Source organism: Streptomyces nitrosporeus (genome assembly GCF_008704555.1).
GTDB classification, from domain to species: Bacteria; Actinomycetota; Actinomycetes; order Streptomycetales; family Streptomycetaceae; genus Streptomyces; species Streptomyces nitrosporeus.
Window position 1 is genome coordinate 2,547,455 of sequence record NZ_CP023702.1, and the last position, 26,884, is coordinate 2,574,338.

18 protein-coding genes are annotated in these 26,884 nt (G+C 74.4%); 8 read left to right on the plus strand and 10 right to left on the minus strand.

What is annotated here, in order from left to right:
* Window positions 1-7: 7 nt before the first annotated feature.
* From CP967_RS11045 to CP967_RS35385, 3 genes are all read right to left on the minus strand, one after another.
* A complete protein-coding gene (locus tag CP967_RS11045; RefSeq protein WP_150487817.1) occupies window positions 8-3,661 on the minus strand; it encodes an ATP-dependent helicase in 3,654 nt (1,217 codons plus the stop codon).
* 183 nt (window positions 3,662-3,844) lie between these two features.
* Window positions 3,845-7,429 (minus strand): ATP-dependent DNA helicase, encoded by a 3,585-nt coding sequence (locus CP967_RS11050; protein WP_150487818.1) that lies wholly within the window; start codon window positions 7,427-7,429, stop codon window positions 3,845-3,847.
* A 231-nt stretch (window positions 7,430-7,660) separates the two neighbouring features.
* Window positions 7,661-8,314, minus strand: a complete 654-nt coding sequence (locus tag CP967_RS35385; RefSeq protein WP_150487819.1) for an MGMT family protein — start codon at window positions 8,312-8,314, stop codon at window positions 7,661-7,663.
* 221 nt (window positions 8,315-8,535) lie between these two features.
* Between CP967_RS35385 and CP967_RS11060 the strand changes: the two genes are divergently transcribed.
* The 3 genes from CP967_RS11060 to CP967_RS11070 all read left to right on the plus strand — a co-directional run bounded on the left by CP967_RS11060 (window position 8,536) and on the right by CP967_RS11070 (window position 13,686).
* Window positions 8,536-11,340, plus strand: a complete 2,805-nt coding sequence (locus tag CP967_RS11060) for a lysylphosphatidylglycerol synthase domain-containing protein (RefSeq protein ID WP_150487820.1) — start codon at window positions 8,536-8,538, stop codon at window positions 11,338-11,340.
* Between the two features lie 153 nt (window positions 11,341-11,493).
* A complete protein-coding gene (locus CP967_RS11065) occupies window positions 11,494-13,089 on the plus strand; it encodes an alpha/beta hydrolase (RefSeq protein ID WP_150487821.1) in 1,596 nt (531 codons plus the stop codon).
* 228 nt (window positions 13,090-13,317) lie between these two features.
* Window positions 13,318-13,686: a DUF3558 domain-containing protein gene (locus CP967_RS11070; protein ID WP_150487822.1), complete on the plus strand. Its 369-nt coding sequence runs from the start codon at window positions 13,318-13,320 to the stop codon at window positions 13,684-13,686.
* A gap of 99 nt (window positions 13,687-13,785) precedes the next feature.
* Here CP967_RS11070 and moeZ read toward each other — a convergent pair whose 3' ends face one another.
* The 6 genes from moeZ to CP967_RS11100 form a co-directional block, all read right to left on the minus strand.
* Window positions 13,786-14,964, minus strand: coding sequence for an adenylyltransferase/sulfurtransferase MoeZ (gene moeZ, locus CP967_RS11075; protein ID WP_150487823.1), 1,179 nt, complete (start codon window positions 14,962-14,964; stop codon window positions 13,786-13,788).
* Between the two features lie 84 nt (window positions 14,965-15,048).
* A complete protein-coding gene (locus CP967_RS11080; protein WP_150487824.1) occupies window positions 15,049-15,873 on the minus strand; it encodes a spherulation-specific family 4 protein in 825 nt (274 codons plus the stop codon).
* Window positions 15,861-16,826, minus strand: a complete 966-nt coding sequence (locus CP967_RS11085) for an NAD-dependent epimerase/dehydratase family protein (protein WP_150487825.1) — start codon at window positions 16,824-16,826, stop codon at window positions 15,861-15,863. The genes CP967_RS11080 and CP967_RS11085 overlap by 13 nt, the downstream gene beginning before the upstream one ends.
* 134 nt (window positions 16,827-16,960) lie before the next feature.
* On the minus strand, window positions 16,961-18,178 hold the full coding sequence (locus CP967_RS11090) for a hypothetical protein (RefSeq protein ID WP_373300314.1): 1,218 nt from the start codon (window positions 18,176-18,178) through the stop codon (window positions 16,961-16,963).
* Window positions 18,179-19,120: 942 nt separating this feature from the next.
* Complete coding sequence (locus CP967_RS11095; protein WP_373300313.1) at window positions 19,121-20,488, minus strand: DUF3152 domain-containing protein; 1,368 nt, start codon at window positions 20,486-20,488, stop codon at window positions 19,121-19,123.
* An 8-nt stretch (window positions 20,489-20,496) separates the two neighbouring features.
* A complete protein-coding gene (locus CP967_RS11100; protein WP_150487827.1) occupies window positions 20,497-21,462 on the minus strand; it encodes an alpha/beta fold hydrolase in 966 nt (321 codons plus the stop codon).
* 110 nt (window positions 21,463-21,572) lie between these two features.
* Here CP967_RS11100 and CP967_RS11105 point away from each other — a divergent pair, with 110 nt between their 5' ends.
* From CP967_RS11105 to CP967_RS11125, 4 genes are all read left to right on the plus strand, one after another.
* A complete protein-coding gene (locus tag CP967_RS11105; RefSeq protein WP_150487828.1) occupies window positions 21,573-21,803 on the plus strand; it encodes a hypothetical protein in 231 nt (76 codons plus the stop codon).
* A gap of 168 nt (window positions 21,804-21,971) precedes the next feature.
* A complete protein-coding gene (locus CP967_RS11115) occupies window positions 21,972-22,613 on the plus strand; it encodes a TetR/AcrR family transcriptional regulator (RefSeq protein ID WP_150487829.1) in 642 nt (213 codons plus the stop codon).
* 197 nt (window positions 22,614-22,810) lie between these two features.
* The gene (locus CP967_RS11120; RefSeq protein WP_190174968.1) at window positions 22,811-23,038 is read left to right on the plus strand and encodes a DUF3107 domain-containing protein; all 228 of its coding nucleotides are present in this window, start codon (window positions 22,811-22,813) and stop codon (window positions 23,036-23,038) included.
* Between the two features lie 218 nt (window positions 23,039-23,256).
* Window positions 23,257-23,529, plus strand: coding sequence for a hypothetical protein (locus CP967_RS11125; RefSeq protein WP_150487831.1), 273 nt, complete (start codon window positions 23,257-23,259; stop codon window positions 23,527-23,529).
* A 12-nt stretch (window positions 23,530-23,541) separates the two neighbouring features.
* On the opposite strand, the gene CP967_RS11130 is transcribed toward CP967_RS11125, so the two are convergent.
* Complete coding sequence (locus tag CP967_RS11130) at window positions 23,542-24,288, minus strand: ferritin-like fold-containing protein (protein WP_150487832.1); 747 nt, start codon at window positions 24,286-24,288, stop codon at window positions 23,542-23,544.
* A gap of 474 nt (window positions 24,289-24,762) precedes the next feature.
* On the opposite strand from CP967_RS11130, the gene CP967_RS11135 reads away from it, so the two are divergent.
* A complete protein-coding gene (locus CP967_RS11135) occupies window positions 24,763-26,844 on the plus strand; it encodes a DEAD/DEAH box helicase (protein WP_229888179.1) in 2,082 nt (693 codons plus the stop codon).
* The last annotated feature ends 40 nt before the right edge of the window (window positions 26,845-26,884 follow it).

The window sequence follows — 26,884 nt, forward strand, 5'->3', positions numbered from 1 at the left end:
TTCGAGCCTATCGGCCCCGCGGAGGTGGCTCGTCCAGCAGGAGCCTCTCCAGCTCCGCCCGCCCCGGCAGCCGGGCCGGGCGGACGGTCTCGCCGGTGCGTACGTAGAGGAAGGTCGCGGTGACCGCCTCCGGGTCCAGGTGGTGGAGTTCGGCCCAGGCCAGGCGGTAGACGGCGAGCTGGAGCGGGTCGGCCGTGCGGTGCCGGGTGGTCTTCCAGTCGACGATCTCGTAGGTGTCCCCGGTGCGGTACACCGCGTCGATACGGCCGCGGATCACCCGGCCCGCGAGGATGATCTGGAACGGGGTTTCCACCCGATAGGGAGTGCGCCGGGCGTACGCCGTGCGCTCGAAGGCCTCCTTGAGCTCGGCGAGGTCGCGTTCGTCGGCGATCTCCGTGTCGTCGCCCCCGGGCAGCTCGTCCGGGCCGAGCATGGGCAGCGGCAGCTCCTCGAACCGGGATTCCACCCAGGCGTGGAAGCGGGTCCCCCGGCGGGCCGCGGGCTGCGGCGGCTTGGGCATGGGGCGGGCCAGCTCGCGCGCGAAGCCGTCGGGGTCGTCGGCGAGGTGCAGCAGCTGGGTGGCGGAGAGCGAGGCGGGTACGACGACGTCGTGCACGGCCGCGCGGGCGCGGCGCAGCTCACCGGCGAGGGCGTCGAGGTCACGGTCCCAGGAGGCGAGGGTCCGCAGCTCCTCCGGGGTGAGGTCCGGCCCGTCCGACGGGAGTCCCGCCCCGTCCGGCGCGGCGGCCGTCCCCGCGGTGAGGGCTCCCGCCTCCTCGACGGGCGCCCGGGCGGCGGGCACGCGCGGGCGTGCGGGACCGCCCGCGGGCGCGTCGTGGCCGTACGGGGTCCCCCCGCCGTGGGGCTCACCCTCTCCGTGGGGCTCACCCTCTCCGTGGGACGGCTCCTCGTCGCGGAGCGGCTCCACGTGACCCGGCAGTCCGTCGCCCGGCAGTCCGTCGTACGGAGGTTCGTCGTACACAGGTTCGCCGTACGGGGGTTCCTCGTCGTAGGGCGGAGGCTCCTCCTCGTCGTAGGGCGGCTCCTCGTCGTACAGAGGCGGCTCCCCGTCGTGCGGCAGGGCGGCGTCGTGCGGTGGCCGCCGGGCCGCCGGCCGGTCCGGTGTCCCGTACGCGCCGGGTGCCGGGGCGGCCGACAGTGCCTCCAGGTGGGCCAGCACCGTGTCGCGGGCGGCCCGGCGGCGGGCCAGGGCGCGCTCGTCCAGCGGGAGGGGCCAGGCCTGCTCCGCCTCCTGTTCCCGGAGTGCGGGGTTCTCCTCGTCCGGTTCCGGCTCGTCCGCCCAGACCTCGATCTCCCCGTATCCGGCCGCGCAGTGCTCGTACAGCGCGTCCAGGAAGGCGGACGGGCCGTGCGGTTTCTTCTGGGTGGGCCCCCACCAGTGCCCGGAGCCGAGGAGCAGCCGGCGCGGGCGGGTGAAGGTGACGTACCCCAGGCGCAGTTCCTCGGTGTGCTGGTGGGCCTTCATCGCGTCCTTGAACGCCTTGAGGCCCTTGGCGTCCCAGGAGCCGACGGCCGGGAGGGTCGGGGCGTCTCCGCGCAGGGCGTGCGGCAGCACCTTGGACTGCGAGGTCCAGGCGTCCCTGGGCCGGGTGCTGGGGAACTGGCCGGTGACCAGCCCGGGGACGGCGACCACGTCCCACTCCAGGCCCTTGGACTTGTGCGCGGTGAGGACCTTGACGGTGTTCTCGCCGCCGGGCAGGGCGTTGTCGAGGCCCTTCTCGTACTGGGCGGCGGTGCGCAGGAAGGCGAGGAAGGCGAGCAGGGACGCCTCCTTGTCGACGGCGGCGAACCCGGCCGCGACGTCCAGGAAGTTGCCGAGGGTCTCGCGGCGCCGGGCGGCCAGGGCCTGCGGCGAGGCGGAGAGTTCCACCTCGAGGCCGGTGGCGGCGAGGACCCGGTGGAGTACGTCCATGAGCGGGTCGGCCAGCGAACGGCGCAGCTCCCGCAGCTCGGTGGCGAGGCGGGCGTACCGCACCCGGGCCTCGGTGGAGAAGGGCAGCTGGTCGTCCTCGTGGCCGCCGGAGTCCAGGAAGGTGTCGAGGGCGTCCGCGAGGGAGATGACCTCGGCCGGGTCGGTGCCCTCGACGGCCTCCGCCAGCCGGCGGTCGGGGTCGGCGCCGTCGCCCTGCCCGGTCCGGTGGACGAGGAGCCGGGCGCGCCGTCCGAGCAGGGCGAGGTCGCGGGGGCCGATCCGCCAGCGCGGGCCGATGAGCAGCCGGACCAGGGAGGCGTTGGCCCCCGGGTCCTGGAGGACCTCGCAGACGGCGACGAGGTCGGCGACCTCGGGGAGGTGCAGCAGCCCGGACAGGCCGACGACCTCGACCGGGATGTCGCGGGCGACGAGCGCGGCCTGGATGCGGGGGAAGTCTCCGGCGGTCCGGCACAGGACGGCGATCTCGCCGGGCGGTGTACCGGTGCGCACGAGGTGGGCGAGGCTGTCGCCGAGCCAGTCGATCTCCTCCGCGTGCGTACGCAGCAGGGCGCACCGGACCGTGCCGTCCCGTTCGGCGCCGGGGGCGGGGCGCAGTGCCTCGACGCCCTCGTGCATGGCGCGCAGGGGGTCGGCGAGGCCGTTGGCGAGGTGGAGGAGCCGGCCGCCGCTGCGCCGGTTCTCGCTGAGGGAGTAGCGGGTGGCGGGGGTGCCGTCGGCGTGCGGGAAGTGGCGGGGGAAGTCGTCGAGGTTGGCGACGGACGCACCGCGCCAGCCGTAGATCGCCTGGCAGGGGTCGCCGACGGCGGTGACGGCGTGTCCGGTGCCGCCGTCGGGGCCGCTGCCGAAGAGGGCGGAGAGCAGCAGCCGCTGGGCGACGGAGGTGTCCTGGTACTCGTCGAGCAGGACGACCCGGAACTCCTCGCGCAGCAGCGCGCCGACCTCGGGCCGGGTGAGGGCCAGCTCGGCGGAGAGGGCGATCTGGTCACCGAAGTCGATCAGGTCCCGGCTGCGCTTGGCCTCGCGGTAGCGCCGGGTCAGTTCGAGCAGTTCGCGGCGGGCCTCGGCGGTCTCGGGGATCTTGCGCAGGTCGGCGTTGGTGAGCTTGGCCGTGGCGAGTTCCCGGAGCAGCCCGGTGTCGTACCGGGCGAGCTGTTCGGGGCGTACGAGGTGCTCGGCGAGTTCGGCGTCCAGGGCCAGCAGGTCGCTGACGAGGGTGGGGAAGGACCGGGTGAGGGCGGGGTAGGGGCCGGGGGCCTCGCGCAGGACCCGGGCGGCGAGCTGGTAGCGGGTGGCGTCGGCCAGGAGGCGGGTGGTGGGTTCGAGTCCGATCCGCAGCCCGTGGTCGGTGAGCAGCCGTCCGGCGAAGGCGTGGTAGGTGGAGATGCCGGGTTCGCCGGGGGGGTTGTCCGGGTCGATGGTCTCCGGGTCGGTGATCCCGGCGGCGACGAGGGCCTTGCGGACGCGCTCGGCGAGCTCACCGGCCGCCTTGTTGGTGAAGGTGAGGCCGAGGACCTGTTCGGGGGCGACCTGCCCGGTCCCGACCAGCCACACCACCCGGGCGGCCATCACCGTCGTCTTGCCCGAGCCGGCCCCGGCCACGATCACCTGCGGGGCGGGCGGCGCGGTGATGCAGGCCGTCTGCTCCGGGGTGAACGGGATCCCGAGGAGCTCCTTGAGCTGTTCCGGGTCGGTGAGGCGCGGGGACACCCACAGAGGCTAACCGGAGGCGCCGACAGCTCCGCCCGACGGGGACGCGGACGGACCCCGGCGGCGGACGCGGACGAGGGGCGCAAGGGGCGGAGGACGGGGCACGGGGCGGGCGTCACTCCGCCCGGCGGGCAGGGCCCCCGCCGGGCGGAGCGGTGGCGAACACCTCGGCCGGGCGTCCGCTCACTCGACGATCTGCCGGCCCTCGGGCTGGGCGCTGCACGAGGCCCGGAAGGCGCAGTGGGCGCAGTGCTGGCCGCTGGTCGGGGTGAACCGTTCGTCCAGGACCTTGCCCGCGGCGGTGGCCAGCAGCTCGGGCACCCACTCCCCGGACAGCGGTTCCTGGCTCTGGACCTTGGGCAGGGCGTCACCGCCCTCCTTCTTCGGCGCCGCCTGGCGCAGGTGGACGAGTTCGGCGCCGCCGGATTCCGGGCGGCCTTCGAACACCTCGTCCACGGCGCCCTCCCGGACGGCGAGCTGGTAGACGGCGAGCTGGGGGTGGACGGCCACCTCGTCCTTGGTCGGGGCGGTCCTGCCGGTCTTGAAGTCGACGACGTAGGCCCGGCCTTCGGTGTCCCGTTCGACCCGGTCCATGGACCCGCGGATCCGTACGGCGTACTCGCCCGCCTCCAGGGTCACGTCGAACGCGTGCTCGCCCGCGACGGATGTGCGCCCGGCGCGGTCCATGACGTGCCAGCGCAGGAAGCGCTCCAGTGCGGCGCGTGCCTGCTCCTTCTCCTGCTGGGACTTCCAGGGGGCGTCGAAGACCAGCCCGTTCCAGACGGAGTCGAGACGTTCCATGAGGACGTCCAGGTCGGCGGGGGTACGCCCGGACGCCACCTCGTCGGCGAGTACGTGGACGACGTTGCCGAATCCCTGGGCGGCCGTCGCCGGGGCGTCGGCCTTCACCTCGCGGCCCAGGAACCACTGGAGGGCACAGGTGCGGGCGAGCTGGTCGAGCGCGCTGCCGGACAGGACGACGGGGCGGTCCCGGTCGCGCAGGGGCACCTCGGAGCGGGTCGGTTCGTTCAGTCCCCACCAGCGGTACGGGTGCGCGGCGGGCACCAGGGGCTGCCCCTCGTCGTCGGTGAGCGCGGCGAGCCGGGCGAGGCGGCGGGCGGCCGCGTCGCGGAGCGCCGGCGAGGCGGCCGGGTCGACGGTCGTCGCCCTCAGTTCGGCGACGAGCGCGGCGACGGCGAGGGGCCGCCGGGGCCGGCCGGTGACGTCCCGGGGCTCGACACCGAGTTCGGTGAGGAAACGCGACGGCTGGTCGCCGTCGTCGGCGGGTGCCTTGACCGCGGTGACGACGAGCCGGTCCCGGGCGCGGGTGGCGGCGACGTAGAAGAGGCGGCGCTCCTCGGTCAGCAGGGCCCCCGGGGGCAGCGGATCGGCCAGGCCGTCGCGCCCGATCCGGTCGGCCTCCAGGAGGGACCCCCGGCGCCGCAGGTCGGGCCAGAGCCCTTCCTGCACACCGGCGACGACGACCACCCGCCACTCCAGGCCCTTCGAGCGGTGCGCGGTCATCAGCCGTACGGCGTCGGGGCGTACGGAACGCCGGGAGAGGGTGTCGGCGGCGATGTCCTGGGCGTCGATCTCCTCCAGGAAGTTGAGCGCCCCCCGCCCGCCGGTACGTTCCTCGGCACGGGCCGCGGTCTCGAAAAGGGCGCACACGGCGTCGAGGTCGCGGTCGGCGTTGCGTCCGCCGGCGCCGCCGCGCAGGGCCGCCCGCTCCAGCCGGCCCGGCCACGGTGTGCCGTTCCACAGGGTCCACAGCGCCTCCTCGGCGGTTCCGCCGCCTTCGAGGAGCTCGCGCGCCTTCTGCAGGAGCGCGCCGAGCCGCTGGGCGCCCCGGGCGTACGCCGGATCGTGGGTGGCCAGGCGCTCGGGCTCGGCGAGCGCCCGCGCGAGGAGTACCCCGGACGGCGGTGGCAGCGGGTTGCCCGCCGCCCTCTCGTCGTCCCGCAGCGCCCGGCCGAGGCGGCGCAGGTCGGCGGTGTCCATGGCGCCGAGAGGGGAGGTGAGCAGGGTGAGCGCCGTCTCGGTGTCGATCTCCGTGGCGGTCTCGGTGCCGGCCTCCGTGGCGGTCTCGGTGCCGGCCTCGGTATCGATCCGGCTCGCCATGGGGGCCCCGCCCGCCATGGGGACCTCGTCCGTCCCCGGGCCCTCGTCCGCCCCTGGGCTTTCACCCGTCTCCGGGCTCTCGTCCGCCCCCGGGCCCTCACCCGCCTCCGGGCTCTCGTCCGCCCCCGCCCTCCCGTCCGCCGCAAGGACCTCGTCCGCCCTGGGAGCACCCTCCTCCCCGTCCGCACCGGGCGGGGTCCCGTCCGTCGCGGTGTCGGGGCTCAGGGCCGCCGTGGCGACGGTGCGCAGGGCGGTCAGCAGGGGTGCGACGGCGGGTTCGTGGCGCAGGGCGAGGTCGTCGCCGTCCACCTCCAGCGGTACCCCGGCGGAGGTGAGGGCCCGGCGCACGGCCGGGATCGAACGGCCGCCGGCGCGCACGAGGACCGCCATGTCCCGCCAGGGCACCCCGTCCTCCAGGTGTGCGCGCCGCAGCAGATCGGCGATGTTCTCCAGCTCGGTGGACGCGGTCGGGTAGGTGTACGTCTCGACCTGCCCGCCCCGGCGTACGGCGGACAGCTCCCGGTGGGCGCGGACCTTGTCGGAGGGCAGACGCGTCAGCGGCATCCGCCGGGTGAGCAGGCGGGTGGCCTCCAGCAGCTTCGCCCCGGAACGGCGCGAGGTGGTGAGGACGCCGACCGGTGCGGGGGAGCCGTCCTGGCGCCGGAAGGTGTCGGGGAAGTCGAGGATGCCGTTCACATCGGCGCCCCGGAAGGCGTAGATGGACTGGTCGGGGTCGCCGAAGGCGATCAGCGTGCGGCCTCCGCCGCCCGCGCCGGGTGTGGCCGTGCCGTTGCCGGCCAGTGCGTGCAGCAGCCGTACCTGTGAGGGGTCCGTGTCCTGGTACTCGTCGACGAAGACCGCGTCGTAGGCACCGGCCAGCACCGTGGCGACTTCGGGCCGTTCGGCGAGCAGGACCGCCCGGTGGACCAGTTCGGCGTAGTCCAGGACGCCCTGTGCGTCGAGGACGTCCAGGTATTCGGCGAGGAACTGCGCGGCCGCGCCCCAGTCCGGGCGGCCGGTGCGGCGGGCGAAGGCGGCCAGCGCGTCGGGGCCCAGGCCCAGTTCGCGGCTGCGGGCCAGGACCGCGCGTACCTCGTCGGCGAAGCCCCGGGTGGTGAGGCAGGCCCGCAGTTCGTCGGGCCAGCGGACGTGTGCGAGCCCGGCCTTCTCCAGACCCGCCTGGCCGGCCAGGAGTTCGCGTACGGCGACGTCCTGCTCGGGGCCGGAGAGCAGGCGCAGCGGGTCGGCGAACAGCTCGGCGTCCTGGTGGGCGCGGACCAGGGCGTAGCAGTACGAGTGGAAGGTGGTGGCCTGCGGGCCCCGGGTACCGCCGAGCCGGGCCGCCATGCGGTCGCGCAGTTCGACCGCGGCCTTCCGGCTGAAGGTGAGGACCAGTATCCGGGCGGGATCGCCGCCCGCCGTGACCCGCGCGGCGACCGCTTCGACGAGTGTCGTGGTCTTGCCGGTGCCCGGCCCGGCGAGGACCAGCAGCGGCCCGTCCCGGTGGTCAACCACCGCGCGCTGCCCTGCGTCCAGGAGGGGGGGCTCCACGGAGCCCGGCGGCGTGCGCACCAGCCGGTAGGCGCCCGGGGGCCGCCGCCGTGCCTGAGGGTGCGGGCCGTTCCGGGTGGTGGAGGAGGAACTCACGTGGGTCGCCGGTCCTGGTGGGTGTGCTCGGTCTGCTCGGGGCTGGGCATGCTGCGGACGGCAGGCGGGCGGAAAGAGGCCCGGGTGCCGTGCGCTGATGACGCTACGCGAGCCGTGGGGCGGAGCGCAGCGGGTGTGCGCCGCCGCTCCTCCCGGATACGGCCGTGGCACCGGGGCGGCGGCCGTATCCGGCCCGGCGCACCGGTCCGTACGGCGCGATGGCCGAAGCTGTCACATGTGAGCTTTCTCGCCCCGGCTCGGCCCGCCGCCACCGTCCGGTCCGTCACCACCCCGCGGCCCGCCACCGTCCGGCCCACCACCACCCGGCCCGTCACCGTCCCGCGGCCCACCACCGTCCGGTCCGTCACCGTCCCGCGGCCCGTCGCCGCCCCGCTCCCCGGGGCCGGCGCCGGGTCCGCCGGGCGCGCCGGAACCGGGGCCGGGACCGTCCGGCCCCGGAGGGCCGGGCGTGCCGGAACCGGGAACCGCGTCCCCGGCTCCGCCCGCGCCGTCCCACCGGGCGCGCCTCATGTCGAGACGCGGGAGGTGCCCGTCCGCGTTCCGGGAGGCGCCGCGCAGGGGGGTGCCCTCCTCGCGGTAGTGGTCCAGGGCCCGCAGTCCGTGGCCGGGCAGCAGTGTCCCGTCGGCCCGGACGACCCGCCACCAGGGGGCGAGGCCGCCGTACAGCGCCATCACGCGGCCGACCTGCCGGGGCCCGCCCTCGCCGAGCCACTCCGCGATGTCGCCGTAGGTCATCACGCGGCCGGGCGGGATCAGGTCCGCGACATCCAGGACCCGCTCCGCGTACCCGGGCAGTTCGGTCACCCGCGACGCGTCTTCGCGGGGAGCGCCGCCCGTCCCGTCCCCGCTCCCGTCTTCGCTCATCCGGCACATCTTGCCGTACTCCACCGACAACGGTGCCGGTTCGGTGTCGTGATGATCACACCGCGTGCGCGCCGGAGCAAAGGGGCGTATGTTGCGCTTCTCTCGCCCGCGCGACGCACCCTGATGCCCTCCCGTGTCCGCCGGCCGTGCCACCATCATGCGGGCGGTGACCGGTGATACGAGAACACGAAGAGCAGTCCGAGGCGATGAAGGAGCGGGGCGTGCAGCCACCGAAGGCGGCCGACGCCTCCGACGACGGGGAGCCGCGCCAGGAGGGTCCCGGCGGACCGGGGAGCGCCGGCTCCACCGGCCGGGCCGGCCTCCCGGACGCCGGGGAAGGCGCCCCGGACGGTTCCGGCGAAGGTGCTCCCGGGGGCTTCCACGGGCACCTCGCGGGTTCCACGCTCGTCCCGGCCGACGCCGATCCGGCCGACCAGGTCTCCGGCGACGAGCCGCTGCTGCCCGCCCGGGTGCACCGCCCGTCCGACCTGATGCGGCTCCTCATCGGCGTGGCGGCCGTCGCCCTGCTCCTCGCCGTCGCGGCCTTCGCCCAGAACACCACCACCGGCCTCGAGGACGACATCTCCAAGGGCACGGACCAGGCGCCCGACCTGCTGATCAAGCTCGCCGGTCTGGTGTCCAGCATCGCCGTCCTGCTCGTCCCGGTCGCCTTCGCGATCGAACGGCTCGTCAAGCGGGACGGGCTGCGCATCGCGGACGGGGTGCTCGCCGCGGTGCTCGCCCACGGGGTGACCCTGGCGACCGACCTCTGGGTGGCCCGGTCGGCACCCGGCACCATCCGGGACGCGCTGACCCAGCCCCAGCCGGGCGACGCGCTCACCGACCCGGTGCACGGCTATCTCGCTCCCGTCATCGCCTATATGACGGCGGTCGGGATGGCGCGCAGACCACGGTGGCGGATCGTGCTGTGGTTCGTGCTCCTCCTGGACGCCTTCGCGATGCTCGTCGGCGGCTACACCACGCCGTTCTCGATCGTGCTGACCGTGCTGATCGGCTGGACGGTCGCGTACGGCACCCTGTACGCGGTCGGCTCGCCGAACGTACGCCCGACCGGCCAGCATCTGATGGCCGGTCTGCGGCACGTCGGGTTCCGGCCGGTGGCGGCGATGCGCGCCGAGGAGGGGCCCGAGAACCTCGACCAGGCCGACCGGGGCCGCCGTTATCTCGTCACCCTGGAGGACGGCCCGCCCCTGGACGTGACCGTCGTCGACCGGGAGCAGCAGGCGCAGGGCTTCTTCTACCGGCTGTGGCGCCGGCTCACCCTGCGCAGCATCACCCAGCGGCGGTCCATCCAGTCGCTGCGCCAGGCCCTGGAGCAGGAGGCGCTGCTGGCGTACGCGGCGATCGCCGCGGGGGCCAACGCCCCCAAGCTGATCGCCACGTCCGAGCTCGGTCCGGACGCCGTGATGCTGGTCTACGAGCACATCGGCGGGCGCTCGCTGGACGCCATGGAGGACGAGGAGATCACCGACGGGCTGCTGCGCGGTGCCTGGCAGCAGGTGAAGGCCCTCCAGTCGCGGCGGATCGCCCACCGCAGGCTCACCGGGGACGCGATCCTGGTGGACCGTTCCGGCGCGGTGTTCGTCACGGATCTGCGGGGCGGTGAGATCGCCGCCGGCGACCTGATCCTGCGTATGGACGTGGCCCAGCTGCTGACCACGACCGGGCTGCGGGTGGGTGCCGAGCGGGCGGTCGCCGGGGCGCTGGCCGTCCTGGGGCCCGACGCCGTGGCCGACTGCCTGCCGCTGCTCCAGCCGATCGCGCTCAGCCGTTCCACCCGGGCGACGCTCCGCAGGCTCGCCCGGGAGCGTTCGCAGCGGGAGCGCGAGGCCGTTCTGGAGGCGTCCGGGGCCGCCAAGCAGGAGCGGACGCGGGAACAGGAGCCGGCCGGGGCGGCGGGCGGAGCCCGCAAGGCGGCCCGCAAGTCGCTGCGTACGGAGAAGCAGGCCGAGAAGCGGGCGATGGACGATGCCCTGGAAGAGGCCCGCGAGGAGGACATGCTGGCCCAGATCCGCCGCCAGGTGCTGCTGATCCGGCCTCAGGCGCCGGTCGAGCCGGTCCGGCTGGAGCGGATCAAGGCACGCACCCTGATCAGTTTCATCGCCGGGGCCATCGCCGCGTACTTCCTGATCTCGCAGGTCACCGAGGCGGACTTCGGCACGGTGGTGGAGCAGGCCGAGTGGGGCTGGGTGGCCGCGGCCCTCGGCTTCTCCGCGCTCAGCTACGTCGCCGCGGCGATGAGCCTGCTGGGCTTCGTGCCCGAACGGGTGCCGTTCGGGCGCACGGTGCTGGCGCAGGTCGCCGGTTCCTTCGTGAAGATCGTCGCCCCGGCGGCGGTGGGCGGTGTGGCGCTGAACACGCGCTTCCTCCAGCGCGCGGGCGTACGCCCGGGGCTCGCCGTCGCGAGTGTCGGGGCGTCCCAGCTGTTCGGGCTGGGCTGCCACATCCTGCTGCTCGCCCTGTTCGGCTACCTCACCGGTACGGAACGGACGCCGGACTCGCTCACCCCGTCGAGGACGGTGATCGCGGGCCTGCTCACGGTCGCCGTGCTGGTCCTGGTGGTGACCGCGATCCCGTTCCTGCGGAAGTTCGTGGTGACCCGGGTGCGATCGCTGTTCGCCGGGGTGGTGCCGCGCATGCTCGACGTGGTGCAGCGTCCGCAGAAGCTGGTCACCGGCATCGGCGGGATGCTGCTGCTGACGGGCCTGTTCGTGCTCTGCCTGGACGCGTCGATCCGCGCCTTCAGCGGTCCGGACGTACCGCAGCTGAGCTACGCCAGCATCGCGGTGGTCTTCCTCGCGGGCAACGCCCTGGGGTCGGCGGCGCCCACCCCGGGCGGCATGGGCGCGGTGGAGGGTGCGCTGACCCTGGGACTGATCGCGGTCGGCCTGCCGAAGGAGGTCGCCGCGCCGGCCGTGCTGCTGTACCGCGTGATGACCCTGTGGCTGCCGGTGCTGCCCGGCTGGATCTGCTTCAACCAGCTGACCCGCAAGGGCGAGCTGTAGCGGTACGCGGGGCGGCACGCCACCGGGCCGCCCCGCCCCCCGCGCGGGCCGCGCCCCGCCCACGCGCATGGACCGCGGCCCCGGGCCGCCCCCGCCCACTCGCATGGACCGCGGTCCCGGGCGGCCCCCGGCGCGCCGACCCACGATGGGGGCATGAGGACTCCCCCTGCTCTGCGTGCCACCGCCCTCGCCGCCACCGCCACCGTGCTGCTGCCCCTGGCAGCCTGTTCGGGCGGGGACGACGGGGGTACGGACCGGGCGCGGCCCTCTGCCGCGTCGACCGCCTCCCCCACGGCGACGCCCCGCGACCTGGCCTCCCAGAAGCTCAGCTGGAAACGCTGTTCCGCCCCGAGCGAGGCGCAGGGCAGCGGCACCGCCCCCTCACCGCTTCCCGGCGGCACGGCGTGGGAGTGCGCCTTCATGGACGTGCCCCTGGACTACGGGGACCCCGGTGGCCGCACCATCGAGCTGGCGCTCGTCCGGGCCAGGGCGAAGGAGCGGGACGAGCGCATCGGTTCGCTGGTGTTCAACTTCGGCGGGCCGGGTGCCTCGGGCGTCGCCACCCTGCCGTCCTTCGGCACGGCGTACGACGCGCTGCGCACCCGGTACGACCTGGTGAGCTTCGACCCGCGCGGGGTGGGCCGCAGCGAGGGTGTGGTGTGCTCGGACGACGAAGCCCTCGACGCCCGCTACCAGATGGACGGCACCCCGGACAGCCCCGAGGAGGAGAAGGCCTTCGTGGAGGACCTGAAGTCCTACACCGCGGACTGCGAGAAGAACTCCGGGGAGGAGCTCCCCTACGTCGGCACGGTGAACGCGGCCCGGGACATGGACCTGCTCCGCCAGGTGCTCGGCGACGACGAGCTGTACTACTTCGGGATCTCCTACGGGACCGAACTGGGCGGTGTCTACGCCCACCTGTTCCCCCGGAAGGTCGGCCGGGCGGTGCTGGACGCCGTCGTCGATCCCACCGAGGACGCCGAGCAGTCCTCCCTCGGCCAGGCCGAGGGCTTCCAGCTGGCCCTGGACAACTTCACCTCCGACTGCGCGGAGCGGGACGACTGCCGGCTGACGGGCTCCACCTCCCAGGAGGTGGAGGAGTGGATCGCCGGTCTGCTGGCGAAGCTGGAGAAGGAGCCCGTACCGGGGCTCGGCGAGCGGAAGCTGACCCAGACCCAGGCCACCACGGGCATCGCCGCGTCCCTCTACTCCCAGGAGACCTGGCCCCTGCTCGAACAGGGGCTCGACGAGGCGGACGGCGGGAACGGCGGGCTGCTCCTGGCGCTGGCCGACTCGCTGAACGGACGTTCCCAGGACGGCCGCTACGACAACTCGAACGCGGCCAACACGGCCGTCAACTGCGCGGACTCGGCGCAGCGGTTCGACCTGGAGCGGACGAAGGCCGCGCTGCCCGCCTTCCGCGAGGCGTCCCCGGTCTTCGGCGACTACCTGGGCTGGGGGCTGATGTCGTGCACCGGCTGGCCCGTGGCGGGCACCTGGAAGACCCCGGACGTCAGCGCACCGGGTGCCGCCCCCGTCCTGGTCATCGGCAACACCGGCGACCCCGCGACCCCTTACGCGGGTGCGAAGGCGATGGCCGGGGAACTGGGCGAGGGCGTGGGGGTCGAGCTCACCTACAAGGGTGAGGGGCACGGCGCGTACAACGCGGGCAACAGCTGTGTGCAGAAGGCGGTGGACGGCTATCTGCTGGACGGGAAGGTCCCGGCGGCGGGGACCGTCTGCGAGTGACCCGCGGCGGGACCGCGCCCGCTGCCGCGGACGGGGTCGTCAGCACGGCCGCGCACCACCACCGGTGCGCGGCCGTGCCGGTACGGAGCGGGCGGCGGGGCCGGGCGCACGAGGGGGAGATGAACCTTGCGGATACGGGGACGGACCGGCCGCGACCGGCCTGCCGGGTGCACGGGGCGGCCCGCCCGGGCCCGGGCGGCCACACCGCCGGGGCCGGCCGTCGCTCTGGTGCTGGCCGTCGTGCTGGCCGCCTGCGGCACGGCGGACTCCGGGCCGTCCTCCACCGTGCCGGGCTCCCCCTCCGGCTCGCGGGCCTCCTCCGACCCGTCCGCCCCGGGGCCGGCCGGGCCGGGGCCGCTGGAGTGGAAGCGCTGCGAGGCCCCGGAGGGCGGCAGCGCCCCCGGGCCTGACTGGCGGTGCGCCACCCTCGAAGTGCCCCTGGACCACGCGGAGCCGGAGGGCGGCACGATCGGCGTCGCGCTGGTCCGCAAGCAGGCCACCCGGCGGGGCGAGCGGCTCGGGTCGATGCTCTTCGACTTCATCGACGGCTACTTCCTGGACGGGAAGGTCCCGGCCGACGGGCGCGCCTGTTCCTGAGCGGGCGCGCGGAAAGGGGGCCGGCCCCGTGTGGGACCGGCCCCCTTTCTCCGCGTGTGCGAAGCCCTGAAGGCTGGAGCGGAACGTCCGGGACGGCCTTCAGTAGACCGGCTTGGCCGGCTCGATCTGGTTGACCCAGCCGATGACGCCGCCGCCGACGTGCACCGCGTCGGCGAAGCCCGCCGACTTGAGGACCGCGAGGACCTCCGCACTGCGGACGCCCGTCTTGCAGTTCAGGACGATGCGCCGGTCCTGCGGGAGGTCCTGGAGGGCGTTGCCCATCAGGAACTCGTTCTTCGGGACCAGCCGGGAGCCGGGGATCCGGACGATCTCGTACTCGTTGGGCTCACGGACGTCGATGATCTCGATCTTCTCGTCCGCGTCGATCCACTCCTTGAGCTGCTTGGGAGTGATCGTCGAACCGGCCGCCGCCTCCTGGGCCTCCTCGGACACGACGCCGCAGAAGGCCTCGTAGTCGATGAGTTCGGTGACGGTGGGGTTCTCGCCGCAGACCGCGCAGTCCGGGTCCTTGCGGACCTTGACCTGGCGGTACTGCATCTCCAGCGCGTCGTAGATCATCAGACGGCCGACCAGCGGGTCGCCGATACCGGCGAGCAGCTTGATGGCCTCGTTGACCTGGATGGAGCCGATGGACGCGCAGAGCACGCCCAGGACACCGCCCTCGGCGCAGGAGGGGACCATGCCGGGCGGCGGCGGCTCCGGGTAGAGGCAGCGGTAGCAGGGACCGTGCTCGGACCAGAAGACGGACGCCTGGCCGTCGAAGCGGTAGATCGAGCCCCAGATGTAGGGCTTGTTCAGCAGGACCGCGGCGTCGTTGACGAGATAGCGGGTGGCGAAGTTGTCCGTGCCGTCCACGATCAGGTCGTACTGGGCGAAGATGTCCATCACGTTGTCGGCCTCGAGCCGCTCCTCGTGAAGGACCACGTTCACCAGGGGGTTGATGCCCTGGACGGTCTCCTTGGCGGACAGCGCCTTGGACTTGCCGATGTCGGCCTGACTGTGGATGACCTGGCGCTGCAGGTTCGACTCGTCGACCTCGTCGAACTCCACGATGCCGAGCGTGCCGACACCGGCCGCGGCCATGTACATCAGGGCCGGCGAGCCGAGGCCGCCGGCACCGACACAGAGCACCTTCGCGTTCTTCAGCCGCTTCTGTCCGTCCATCCCGACATCCGGGATGATCAGGTGGCGGGAGTACCTGCGGACCTCGTCGACGGTGAGCTCGGCAGCGGGCTCGACCAGGGGTGGCAGCGACACAGGAACCTCAACAATGCAGGTGGTCGGTTTCTACGTACTTCATCTGCGTACGGTTGTTCTCCCGTAACACTGCCACGCGCCTTCTCATTCCGAGATACCAGGTCCGATCCGCGAGACGAATTCGTCCCAGTAACTGGGCAGTGTCGCGAATGGATCGGTTTGCCCCCTCGTTCCGTCCCGGTCGGTGAAGAAGACCGTGCCCGCTCCCTGCCGGCGGGCGATCCGTATGGCCTCCTCCAGGTGCGTACGCGGCAGCCCGTGGACGAAGTGCGCGAAGCGGCCGGGCCCGTAGGCGGCCGTCCACTCGGCCGCCTGTGACCAGCGGTAGTCGGCCCATCCCCCGCGGAAGGTGACGAGCTGGTCGGCGGCCTCGGCGTATCCCGGGTACGGGTGGGTGCCGTGGCCCAGGACCAGCCGCCCGCCGCCCTCCTGCTCCGCGCCGTCGTCGAGGAGGGCGGCCAGGGTGCTCGTGAGCCGGCGGACGGCGGGCAGGCCGGCGCGGTCGGCCGGGCAGCGGTCCAGGTAGAAACCGCCGACCCGGTACCAGTCGAGGAAGGACCGGGCGTCCTCGACCAGCTCCCCGTGGGGACGGCGTCCGTACGCCAGGTCGAGGTGGCCGAGCAGCCTGCCGCCGGCCGCCCGGGCCGCCTCGTCCGGCATCTCGCCGCGCAGGGCCCGGCGGCGGGCGTCACGCAGCCGGCCGGCGGCTTCCAGGCAGTGCGGGTCGGGCCGGTACCCGGGCCCGTTGTCGATGTTGAGCACGGCCCAGTGCAGGGGCGTCCCGGGCCGGCCCAGTTCGGCCCATTCCCCGGGCGCGAGCAGCGGATGGCCGTAACCGGGGACACCGACGCCGGGCTGCGGACCCCTGCCGGTCCGCAGCCCGGGACCCGTGCCGGTCAGATGCGGCACGCCGCCTCCATCCAGATGTCGGCGAGGGACTCCTCCAGGTTGATCCGGGGGCGCCAGCCGAGCCGGTCCCTGGCGGTCCGTACGTCCGCCTGCTGCCAGGCCCCGCAGCCGTCGGGGTAGGGGGACGGGGTGACCGGGTGGTGTTCGACGGCGGACTCGACGGAGGTGCGGGGGGCGCCGATGGGCAGCCGGCCGGGCGGCGCGTCGAGTTCGTGGAGCGCGCCGCCGTATCCGGCGACCCGGGCGAGGACGGCCGCCGCGTCCCGCAGCCGCACGGCACGGCCGGTGCCGATGTTGACGACCCCCTGCGCGGCGGAGAGCGAGGCGGCGTGCACGGCGCGCGCCACGTCCCGTACGTCGACGAAGTCACGCTGGACGCCGAGGCCGCTGAGTTTCAGTTCGGGGTCGCCGGACTGGATGGCCCGCCGCATGGTCTCGGCGAGCCGCCCGAGTGGGGAGCCCGCCGGGGTGCCGGGGCCGACCGGGGAGAAGACCCGGAGCACGACGGCGTCGAGCCCGGATCCCAGGACGAGTTCGGTGGCGGCCAGTTTGCTGACGCCGTAGGGGCCGCCGGGACGGGGCACGGCGTCCTCCGCGGTGGAGGAGCCGGGCTGCGAGGGCCCGTATTCGGAGGCGCAGCCGACCTGGACGAGCCGGGCGCTGCACCGGCTGCGGCGCATGGCCTCGCAGACGGTGGCGACCGCGACGGTGTTGTGGCGGGTCAGTTCCCTGGCCCCGCCCCGGGTGGCGCCCGCGCAGTTGACGACGACCCCGGGATGGACGGCGTCCAGGAAGCGGGTGAGCGCTCCCGGGCTGCCGCCCGCGAGGTCGAAGCGCACGTCGGCGTCGTCGCCGCGGCCGAGCGCGGTGAGGTGGACCGCGGGGTCGGCGAGCAGGCGGTCGGCGACGAACCGGCCGAGAAACCCGTTGGCTCCGAGCAGTAGAACCCTCATCACGCGCCCCCTCGCTGCCGACGGCGGGTTGCCGGTGCTGGGGTCTGGGGGGTCATGTCCGGTATCTCCTTTGAGGAAGGTGTGCTGTACGGAAGGTCCGCGGCGTCGGCTCCGCGGCGGGACGGGCTCTGCGGCTACGCGTTCGCGTGGGCAGAGGCCCGGGTGAGGACGGTCGGGGCGTGGATCAGCAGCCCGAGGGCTGCGGTGCCACAGGCGAGGACGGGGACCCCGCCGGGGCCGGCCGCGGCGACCAGGAGGTCGACCGGCCGGGAGAGGAGGCCGAGGCCGGGCAGACGCCCGGCCAGGACCAGGCAGACGGCGGCCGTCTCGGTGGCGCAGGCGGCGGCCAGGGCGGTGGCCCCGGGCTCCGGGAAGCCGTGGACGGCCAGCAGCCGGGCCAGGAAGATCAGGGTGCCCAGTGCGGCCGGGGCCACCAGGGGTCCGCCTCCGTAGCCGAGTCCGGCGAGGTGGAGCAGTGCGGTGGTGGCGCCCGTCTGGAGCGCGACCACCCCGAACAGCAGGGGGCGCACGCCGGCTCCGGATTCCGCCGGCGCATGGTTTCCGGCCGGGGCCCGGCGCACGGGTACGGCGTACAGGCGGGCGCACCAGACGGCGGGGGCGACGGCCAGGGCCAGCCCGAGGAGCGGGGCGGGGGTGGCGTGCCAGCCGCCCTCGGGGCCGCCGCTGATGACCTGGGCGAGCAGGTCGTCGCCGTACACGGCGTACCCGAGGAGCCAGCAGACGTACAGAGCGGTGCGGGAGCCGGGCCCGGTGCACAGCGGTCCGCCGCGCAGACAGAGCTTCAGACCGGCGAGGACGAGGAGCGCACCGGCGGCCGTGACGGCGAACCGCGCCCGGCCGCCGAGGATCCCCTCGGTCAGCCGGAGGACTCCGGCGGTCGCGAGGCAGGCGGCACCGGGCAGCAGGGCGAGCAGGGCCCGGCCCGCCGCCCGTGCCTCGGAGGCAGGCCCGGCGGGGCGGGCGGGGCCGGTGGAGCGCGTGGGGCCGGTGGGACAGCCGGACCCGGCGGTACCGGGCTCACGGGCGTGGAGCCCCTCGGCGGGTGAGAAGACGTCACGGCGCCGGCAACCGGCGGCGGCGCGGTCGGTGACACCGCGCGCCTCCAGGCCCGCGGCGGTCTCCAGCGGGCCCGCGGTCCGCTCGCGGAGGTCGCGGTGGCGGTGCGTCAGGGCCTTCCCCGGATCGGCGGATCCTCGCCGAGCCCCGGCCCGGCGGAAGGAGTGGCCGGCGATCTCCGGCGCCCGCGACTCCGGGGCCGCGGAAGCCGTCCCGCCCGGAGCCACGGGGGTCGTCCCGCCCAGGGCCACAGGGGCCGCCTCGTCCGGGGCCACGGAAGCCGTTCCGTCCGGGGCCACGGGAGCCGTTCCGTCCGGGGCCGGTACGCGCGTACCTCCGGGTCGGCCCCGGGGGGCGCCCCGGCGCTCGTCGTCGGTCATGGGGTCACGCATGGCCGCCACCCGCCCCGCGTGCGCCCGCGCACACGCCTTCGGGCCGCGCCCCGAAGGTCCGGCCGGGCTCCTCCGGCGCGCCGGAGGCCACCGGACGGGCGGGGGGCGGCTGCCCCGGCAGGTGGGCTCCGGGGGGCGGGGCGGAGGGGCGCGGCCCTCCGGCGCATCCGCCCGGACCGGCTTCCCCCGCCCGGCGCGCCGGGGTCTTCGCCACCGGGTCCGGACAGATGGGGGCGAAGGCCGCGAGGTGCTGTCCGACGGTGAGGAGTCCGAGCGCCCGGGCGCGCACCGGCGCGCAGAACGCGCCCCCCGGCCCTGCGGGACGGTGCGCGCGCGCCGGAACCCGGCGCTCCGCCACCGGCGGCGGCGCTCCGAAGAAGCGTTTGGCCAGCAGCCCGGGAAGGACCGCGGCCCCGCCGGACGCGGCACGGCAGAGGCCGCCCTCACCCGGATCACCCTCGTCGTACCGGCCGGGGAGGAGCGGGCGCGGACCGCGCACCGGACGATCGCACCCGAGCCTGGACCCACCGGGCGCATACGGATGACCAGCATCCGCGAGAAGTCCGATCCGCACGAGCACACCCCCGATCTCCCTTGTGCGCGGCTGCCGTTGATCGGCAACCAGCCAGCGGGACGACCGTAAGCGGATACGCCGGTGGCACGACGGACGGTTGTCCGCCGCACCACCGAAAGGGGTGAACCGGCGTAACTTTCCCGCCCCGGTCGCGTTCTGTCGCGGTACAGAGCGTTTCGAACACACGAAGTCAGGCCGTGGCCTTCTTTCCGGCGGACCGCACCGGGACATCGGCGGACCGCACCGGGACGTCAGCTGCCGGGATACACCCACGGGTTGGCCCGGCACTTGACGCCTTCGAGCTCCAGGGTCTTGGTCTGCTGCTGCATCACGGGCGCGAGGGCGCCGGGCGTACGGCAGCTCTCGTGGTTGTGGCCCAGCCGGTGGCCGACCTCGTGGTTGATCAGCATCTGCCGGTAGGCCAGGAGCTGGTCCGGACCGAAGGTCGCCGCGCCCTGCGCCCACCGGTAGGCGTTGATCATCACGCGGTCGGTGGCCGCGGAGTCGCAGGAGACGTTGTCCTCGGTGGTGTCCAGGCCGGACTTCTCGCACCAGTCCGCGGTGGTCCCCGGACTGGCCAGCGTGATCACGAAGTCGGGCGTGCCGGAGGAGATGCGCTCGAAGGTCATGGCGCCGCCGTGCGCCCAGCTCCGGTCGTCGTTCAGGGTCCGCTGCACGGCCTGGGCGAAGAGCTCCGCGTCGAGGCCGAGCCCCTTCTCGACATCGATGCGGTACCGGTGCTTCTGGCCCCTGCCCGGCGCCTTCGCCGTCCCGGGCACCGCCTCGAACTCCCCCGATGCCTTCATATCCGCCGCCAGAGGATAGGCCGCGGCCATCTTCTCCTCGTACGAGAGGGACTTCGTCTGCGCCTTCTGCGGCTTCGGGTCGGAGCGGTCGTCGCGGGAGACGTCGCCGGATCCGTCCCGGCCGGCGTCCGCGGCCTGTGATGCGGCCACCTGGCCGGAGTCCTGGGCGACCTGCCCGGCGACCACCACCGCCAGCACCGTGGTGACGGCCGCCGCCGCGACCCCGGTGAGCGTGCGGCCCCAGCCGCCCCTCCCCTCCCGGGCGGAGCCGTCGGCGGGTTCACCGCCCCCGTGTCCGCCGCCGGCGTCCCGGCCGGCTTCTCCGCCGCGGGCGCCGCCGGTGCCGTCGGGCCCGGAGCGGGGACCGCCGTCGTCGCTCCGGGCGGGCGGCGCCGGCTCGGCGCCGAAGGCCTCGACGAACTCCTTGCGGGGGCCCGGTATCAGGGGGGCGCCGGAGGACGGACCAGCCGTCTGCGCACGTCCGGCGGCCGCACGCTGCGCGGCCTGCTGCGCGGTCAGCTGACGGATCACCGCCTGCCGGGCGTACGCCTCCTGGCTCCGGTCCTCCGGACCGCCGTCGTGGCGGGGCTGCGGACCGGTGCCCCAGCCACCGCCCGGCTCACGCTGCTCGGGGTGTCCGCCGCGCACCTGCGGGGCGTCCCGGAAGGGGGTGTGCCCGTCACCGGCGGCAGGGGCGGCCAGGTCGCGCCTGCGCCGTCCGGTGCCGGGGCCGGCCCTGCCGGTGTCCGCCGTGCCGTCGGCGGCGGTCCCGCGCCCCTTGGTCTCAGGGCCCTTGCGGCTGTGTCGTCCCACGCCCCGGATCAGCTCCCGCCGCATTCGTCCAGCAGTTCCCGGAACGCCTGGGCGACCGCCTCCGGGTACTCCATCATCGCCACATGCCCGGCGTCGGGCAGTGTCAGCAGCCGCGAGTCCCGAAAGGCCGCGGACGCCCTGCGCGCCATCCGGTACGAGACGAGCTGGTCCCTGCCGCCGTACACCAGAAGGGTCGGCGCCAGCACCCGCTCGGCCTGGCGCCACAGCCCGTGCTGTCCGCCCAGGGTGTAGGCGTCGACGATGCCCCGGGCCGAGCGCGCCATGGCGTCCCAGAAGTACGGCAGCTCCAGTCGTCGCTCCATCTCGGCCACCGCATGGCGGAAGGCCTCGTCGGAGACGCGTGCCGGATCGCCGTAACAGAGTGCCATGACACCGCGGGTGCGCTGCTCCGCGGTCCACTCACGGGTGAGCCTGGCGAACAGGGAAGCGACGCCCGGGAGTGCGAGGAGTCCTGTCGGTACGGCGGGCCGCTGCACCCGGATCTCGGGCAGGGCGGGCGAGACCAGCGTCAGGGTGCGCACCAGATCGGGCCGGACCGCGGCGACCCGGGTGGCAACGGAGCCGCCCAGTGAGTTGCCGAACAGGTGGACGGGCCCGCGTCCGCCCGCGTCGAGCAGCCGGATCACCGCCCTGGCGTGGCCGGTGACCGAGTAGTCGCCGTCGTCCGGCGGCGGGGAGTCCCCGAAGCCGGGCAGGTCCACCGCCTCCCCGTCGACCGCGTCGGCCAGCAGGGGCATGAGCGCCGACCAGTTCTGCGAGGAGCCGCCCAGTCCGTGCACGTAGAGCGCGGGGGGCGCCCCCGGGTCCGGCGCGGGGCGCGAGCGGACACCCAGCGTGAGGCCGGGCAGCTCGACGGAGCGCGTCTCCTCACCCGCCGTGGTTCCGGCGGCGCCGGCCGGCGGGGCGGCGGCAGCAGCGGCGGCGCGGATCCCGGGCAGCTCGGTCGAAGACATGCGGCAATGTTACGAGACGATCACGCGCCGGTTCATGTGTTCGCGGTCACAGGACGCATCGCATCGCGGGAGGGTTGCTCCTACGCTGCAAGGGAGGAAGGGAGTGCTCCATGACGGTCGACCCCACCGATCCGCGGACCTTCGAGGACGCCGGATCCAACGAGCAACCCGCCGAGCCGACCCGCGAGGCATCCGAGGCCGACGCGGCGGAGCAGGAAACCGACCTCCGGCAGGAGGAGCCCGACGAACCCCTCACGGAGATCGACCGGACCAGGATGAACGAGGCGGACGCGGCGGACCAGCGGCGCGTCGTCCGGCACGACGAGGACGATTACCGGTAGTACATTCCGCTTTGTCGTACCGCCCGGCGGAACGACGGCTACCGCAGCCGTCCGGTCCGTGAAATTCTGCGTCCGCGCCGCACACACCCGGGTTACCGAAAAGTACGATGTCCGCACGGCGCAGCATGCACAGAACGGCTGTGTCCGATCACGAATTTGGGAGGCGGCGTGACAGCCATCGAGCAGACCGAGGCAGCGCGCCCACGGGGAACCCGGCTCCCCCGCCGAGCCAGGCGCAATCAGCTGCTGGGCGCCGCGCAGGAAGTCTTCGTCGCGCAGGGTTACCACGCCGCCGCGATGGACGACATCGCCGAGCGGGCGGGCGTCAGCAAGCCGGTGCTCTACCAGCACTTCCCCGGCAAGCTGGAGCTCTATCTCGCCCTGCTCGACCAGCACTGCGAGTCACTGCTCCAGGCGGTGCGTACGGCGCTGGCCTCGACCACCGACAACAAGCTGCGCGTCGAGGCGACGATGGACGCCTATTTCGCGTACGTGGAGGACGAGGGCGGTGCCTTCCGGCTCGTCTTCGAGTCCGACCTGACCAACGAGCCCGCGGTGCGCGAGCGCGTCGACCGGGTGTCCCTGCAGTGCGCGGAGGCCATCTCCGACGTGATCGCGGGTGACACCGGGCTGTCCAAGGACGAGTCGATGCTGCTCGCGGTCGGTCTCGGCGGCGTCTCGCAGGTGGTCGCCCGCTACTGGCTCTCCAGCCGGTCGGCCATCCCCCGGGACTCGGCGGTGCAGTTGCTGACCTCGCTGGCCTGGCGGGGCATCGCGGGATTCCCGCTGCACGGCACCGAGCAGCTCTGAGGGCACCCGGCGACGCGGCGGGGGCGTGCGCCGGGCGCCGCGGGCCGGACGTCCTTCCCGTCCGGGGCTCCGGGAAGGGGCGGCTGTTCGCTGCGGGCGTTGCCGGTCGGGCTCTGACCGGTCCCTTCACCGGGCTAATGTGGGCTGGGTACGGCGCGGTTCACCGCGCACAGACGGACCGTCGGAGGGACATAGCCGTGGAGGTCAAGATCGGGGTGCAGCACACGCCCCGGGAGATCGTTCTGGAGAGCGGACTTTCCGCCGAAGAGGTCGAGAGTGCGGTCGGCGAGGCGCTCACCGGCAAGGCGCCGCTGCTCAGCCTCACGGACGACAAGGGCCGCAAGGTCCTGGTGCCGGCCGACCGGATCGCGTACGTGGAGATCGGCGAGCCCGCGACCCGGCGTGTGGGGTTCGGCGCGCTGTAGACGGCGGACGAGGAGGGGCCCGGCGGACGGATCCGCCGGGCCCCTCCTCGTTCCCCCGGCCCTTCCGGGGCGCCGGGCCGCGTGTCCGCCGCCGGTCGCCGGTCGCCGGTCGCCGGTCGCCGGTCGCCGGTCGCCGGGGAGGGTTGCGTTCCGCGGGTGCCGGGTAGTACCGCCTAGGACCGATCCTCCTGCCGCGTACTCAAGCGAGGTGACCGCCTGTGCTCTGGGAATCCATCAGCTCCGTCGTGCTCGGACTCGCCCTGGCCTGGGTGGCGCTGCGGGTGATGCCGGGCAGGCTCCCGTCCGCCGGCCCGGTCCTCCTCGCCGGAGCGCTCGGTGCCCTGTTCGGGGCGTTCCTCACCCACTCGACGCTGGGTTCCGTGCACGTCCTGGCGACATACGCCGGCGCGGTGCCGGTGGCGGCGGTGGCGGTGTCGCTCCTGATCCGTCCGCGCGGGCGCCGTCCGGTGCGGCCGGCGCCCGCGCGGTGATGGTCCGGTCCCTCAGGCGGCGAGACCGAGCGCGGCCATCCGCTTGGTGTGCGCCTCGGTGATCCTGGAGAACATCCGGCCGACCTCGGCGAGGTCGAAACCGTCCGCCACACCGCCCACCAGCATCATCGACAGGGCGTCGCGGTCGGCGACCACCCGCTGCGCCTGGGAGAGCGCCTCCCCCATCAGCCGGCGCGCCCACAGGGCGAGCCTTCCGCCGACCCGGGGCTCCGCCTCGATGGCCGCGCGCACCTTCTCGACCGCGAAGTTGCCGTGCCCGGTGTCGTCGAGCACCGCGAGGACCAGGGAGCGGGTGTCGGAGTCGAGGCGGGCCGCGATCTCCCGGTAGAAGTCACTGGCGATCGAGTCGCCGACGTACGCCTTGACCAGGCCCTCCAGCCAGTCCGAGGGGGCGGTCTGCCGGTGGAAGTCGTCCAGGGCCCTGGCGAAGGGGTCCATGGCCGCGGTCGGCTCCTCGTCGATCGCGGTGAGCCGGTCGGTGAGCTGCTCGAAGTGGTGGAACTCGGCGGACGCCATCCTGGCCAGGGCCGCCTTGTCACCGAGCGTCGGCGCCAGCTTGGCGTCCTCGGCGAGCCGCTCGAAGGCCGCCAGCTCCCCGTAGGCGAGCGCGCCGAGCAGGTCCACCACCGCGGCGCGGTACTGGGGGTCGGCGGAGGCCGTGGCCCAGTCCCGGGCGGCGATCCCGGTGGGTACGGGTGCTCCGTCGGTTGCTTCCGTGGCGTTGTCAGGCGTCTCCATGGAGCGCAGAATAGCCCGCTCGCCACAGGGCGGACGGGCCCGGCCGATCGAAGACATCACACCGTTCCCATGAATTCGCCCAACACACATGCGCGAATCCGGGGTACAGTGGTATTGCGCTTACTGAGCATTTTTCTTGTGCCAGAAGCGCGACCTTGAATGAGGATGCCCGGTCGGTGGCCCGATCGGCTCCGACCCGACAGCCCTCCACGCGGGTCGTACACCACGTACGACCGCAGATGAGGGGCCCCCTCAGCGGCACGAGCGCTCGAGCGACGGCAGTGGTCCCGCGCCACCCGGCCCTCCCAGGGCCGGATGACCAACCCAGGCACGGTTGGACCCCCGCGTTCGCCTCGGGCCGCGTCTCACAGAAGAGGCAGCACCCTGACTACGTTCCGCGACCTCGGAATCCTCACCGAGACGGCCGAAGCCCTTGAGGCGGTCGGCATCACTTCCCCCTTCCCCATCCAGGAGATGACGCTCCCCGTCGCGCTCTCCGGCTCCGACGTCATCGGGCAGGCCAAGACCGGCACCGGGAAGACGCTGGGCTTCGGCCTGCCGCTTCTGGAGCGTGTGACCGTCCCCGCCGACGCCGAGGCGGGCCGGGCGGCCCCCGAAGAGCTGACGGAGGCGCCGCAGGCGCTGATCGTCGTCCCCACCCGCGAGCTGTGCCAGCAGGTCACCAACGACCTGCTCACCGCCGGCAAGGTCCGTGACGTCCGCGTGCTCGCGATCTACGGCGGCCGGGCGTACGAGCCGCAGGTGGAGGCCCTCAAGAAGGGCGTCGACGTCGTCGTCGGCACGCCCGGACGGCTGCTCGACCTGGCGGGCCAGCGCAAGCTGGACCTGTCGCACATCCGCGTCCTCGTCCTCGACGAGGCCGACGAGATGCTGGACCTCGGCTTCCTGCCCGACGTCGAGCGCATCATCACCATGCTTCCGGCGAAGCGGCAGACCATGCTGTTCTCGGCGACCATGCCCGGTGCGGTCATCTCGCTGGCGCGCCGCTACATGTCGCAGCCGACGCACATCAACGCCACGTCGCCCGACGACGAGGGCACGACGGTCAAGAACACGACGCAGTTCGTCTACCGCGCGCACTCGATGGACAAGCCCGAGATGGTCTCCCGCATCCTCCAGGCGGAGAGCCGCGGGCTCGCGATGATCTTCTGCCGTACGAAGCGGACGGCCGCCGACATCGCCGAACAGCTGGAGCGGCGCGGTTTCGCGTCCGGCGCGGTCCACGGCGACCTCGGCCAGGGCGCCCGCGAGCAGGCGCTGCGCGCCTTCCGCAACGGCAAGGTGGACGTCCTCGTGTGCACCGACGTCGCCGCCCGCGGCATCGACGTCGAGGGTGTGACACATGTCATCAACTACCAGTCGCCCGAGGACGAGAAGACCTATCTGCACCGCATCGGCCGCACGGGCCGCGCGGGCGCCAAGGGCACCGCGATCACGCTGGTGGACTGGGACGACATCCCGCGCTGGCAGCTGATCAACAAGGCGCTGGGCCTGAGCTTCCCGGACCCCGCCGAGACGTACTCCACCTCTGCCCATCTCTACGAGGACCTCGGCATCCCGGCGGGCACCAAGGGTGTGCTGCCGCGGGCCGAGCGGACCCGGGCGGGTCTGGGCGCGGAGGAGATCGAGGATCTCGGTGAGACGGGAGGCCGCGGCCGCAAGTCGTCCGCCGCAGCCCCCGCACCGCGTACGGAGCGGGCGCCGCGCACGCCGCGTCAGCGCCGCCGCACCCGGGGCGGGGCCGAGGCGACGGCGGACGCCGCCGTCGCCACCGTGCCGGCGCCGTCCCCGGAGGCCGGTGCCGACGAGCCCGCCCAGCCGCGGACCCCGCGCCGCCGGCGCCGTACCCGTGTCGGCGTGGCCGAGGGTGCCGTCGAGGCCGCGGTGGCCGTCGTCGACGCGCCGGCCGTGGCCGAGGCTCCCGCCGGGGCTCCGGCCGTGGCCGAGGCGGAACCGGCCGCCGGGACCAAGCCGCGCAGGCGTCGTACACGTGCCGCGGAGGCGGCGGTGGCCGAGGCCCCGGACGCATCCGTGGCCGAGGCGGAGCCGGCCGCCGGGACCAAGCCGCGCAAGCGCCGTACACCTGGCGCCGCTCCCGAGGCCGAGCCGGTGGTGGCCGCGGCCGTCGCGCCCGTGGTCGACTTCCAGACCGTGGCGATGGCCGCGGCGGAGCCCGTGACCACCCGGCCGCGCCGCCGTCCGCGCGTCGTGAAGCCGGTCGCCGACGAGGTGGACTTCCAGATCGCCCCGGTCTCGGAGCCGGCGGGTGAGTCCCGGCCGCGTCGCCGCCCCCGCGCCGCCGCGAAGCCGAAGACCGAGGCCGTGGCCCCGGCGGCACCCGTCGCCGAGTCCCCGGTGGAACCGGCGGACGCGGCGGCGGAGACCAAGCCCCGCCGTCGCCGGGCCCGTGCCGCCGTGAAGACGGAGGACGCCCCGGTGGCCGAGGCCGTGGCGGGTGAGGACGCGGCCCCCGCGAAGCCGCGCCGCCGCCGCAGCCGTACGACGGCCGCCGCCACGGAGTCGGCCGAGGCCTGATTCCGGCACGTCAGGCCGGGCCGAGGGCCCCGGGTCCCGC

Coding starts and splice junctions, on each gene's coding strand:
- CP967_RS35385 (WP_150487819.1), bottom strand. CDS start 8,314: ATGAGCGAAGACGGGAGCGGGGACGGGACGGGCGGCGCTCCCCGCGAA.
- CP967_RS11065 (WP_150487821.1), top strand. CDS start 11,494: ATGAGGACTCCCCCTGCTCTGCGTGCCACCGCCCTCGCCGCCACCGCC.
- CP967_RS11085 (WP_150487825.1), bottom strand. CDS start 16,826: ATGAGGGTTCTACTGCTCGGAGCCAACGGGTTTCTCGGCCGGTTCGTC.
- CP967_RS11100 (WP_150487827.1), bottom strand. CDS start 21,462: ATGTCTTCGACCGAGCTGCCCGGGATCCGCGCCGCCGCTGCTGCCGCC.
- CP967_RS11105 (WP_150487828.1), top strand. CDS start 21,573: ATGACGGTCGACCCCACCGATCCGCGGACCTTCGAGGACGCCGGATCC.
- CP967_RS11130 (WP_150487832.1), bottom strand. CDS start 24,288: ATGGAGACGCCTGACAACGCCACGGAAGCAACCGACGGAGCACCCGTA.
- CP967_RS11135 (WP_229888179.1), top strand. CDS start 24,763: ATGACGCTCCCCGTCGCGCTCTCCGGCTCCGACGTCATCGGGCAGGCC.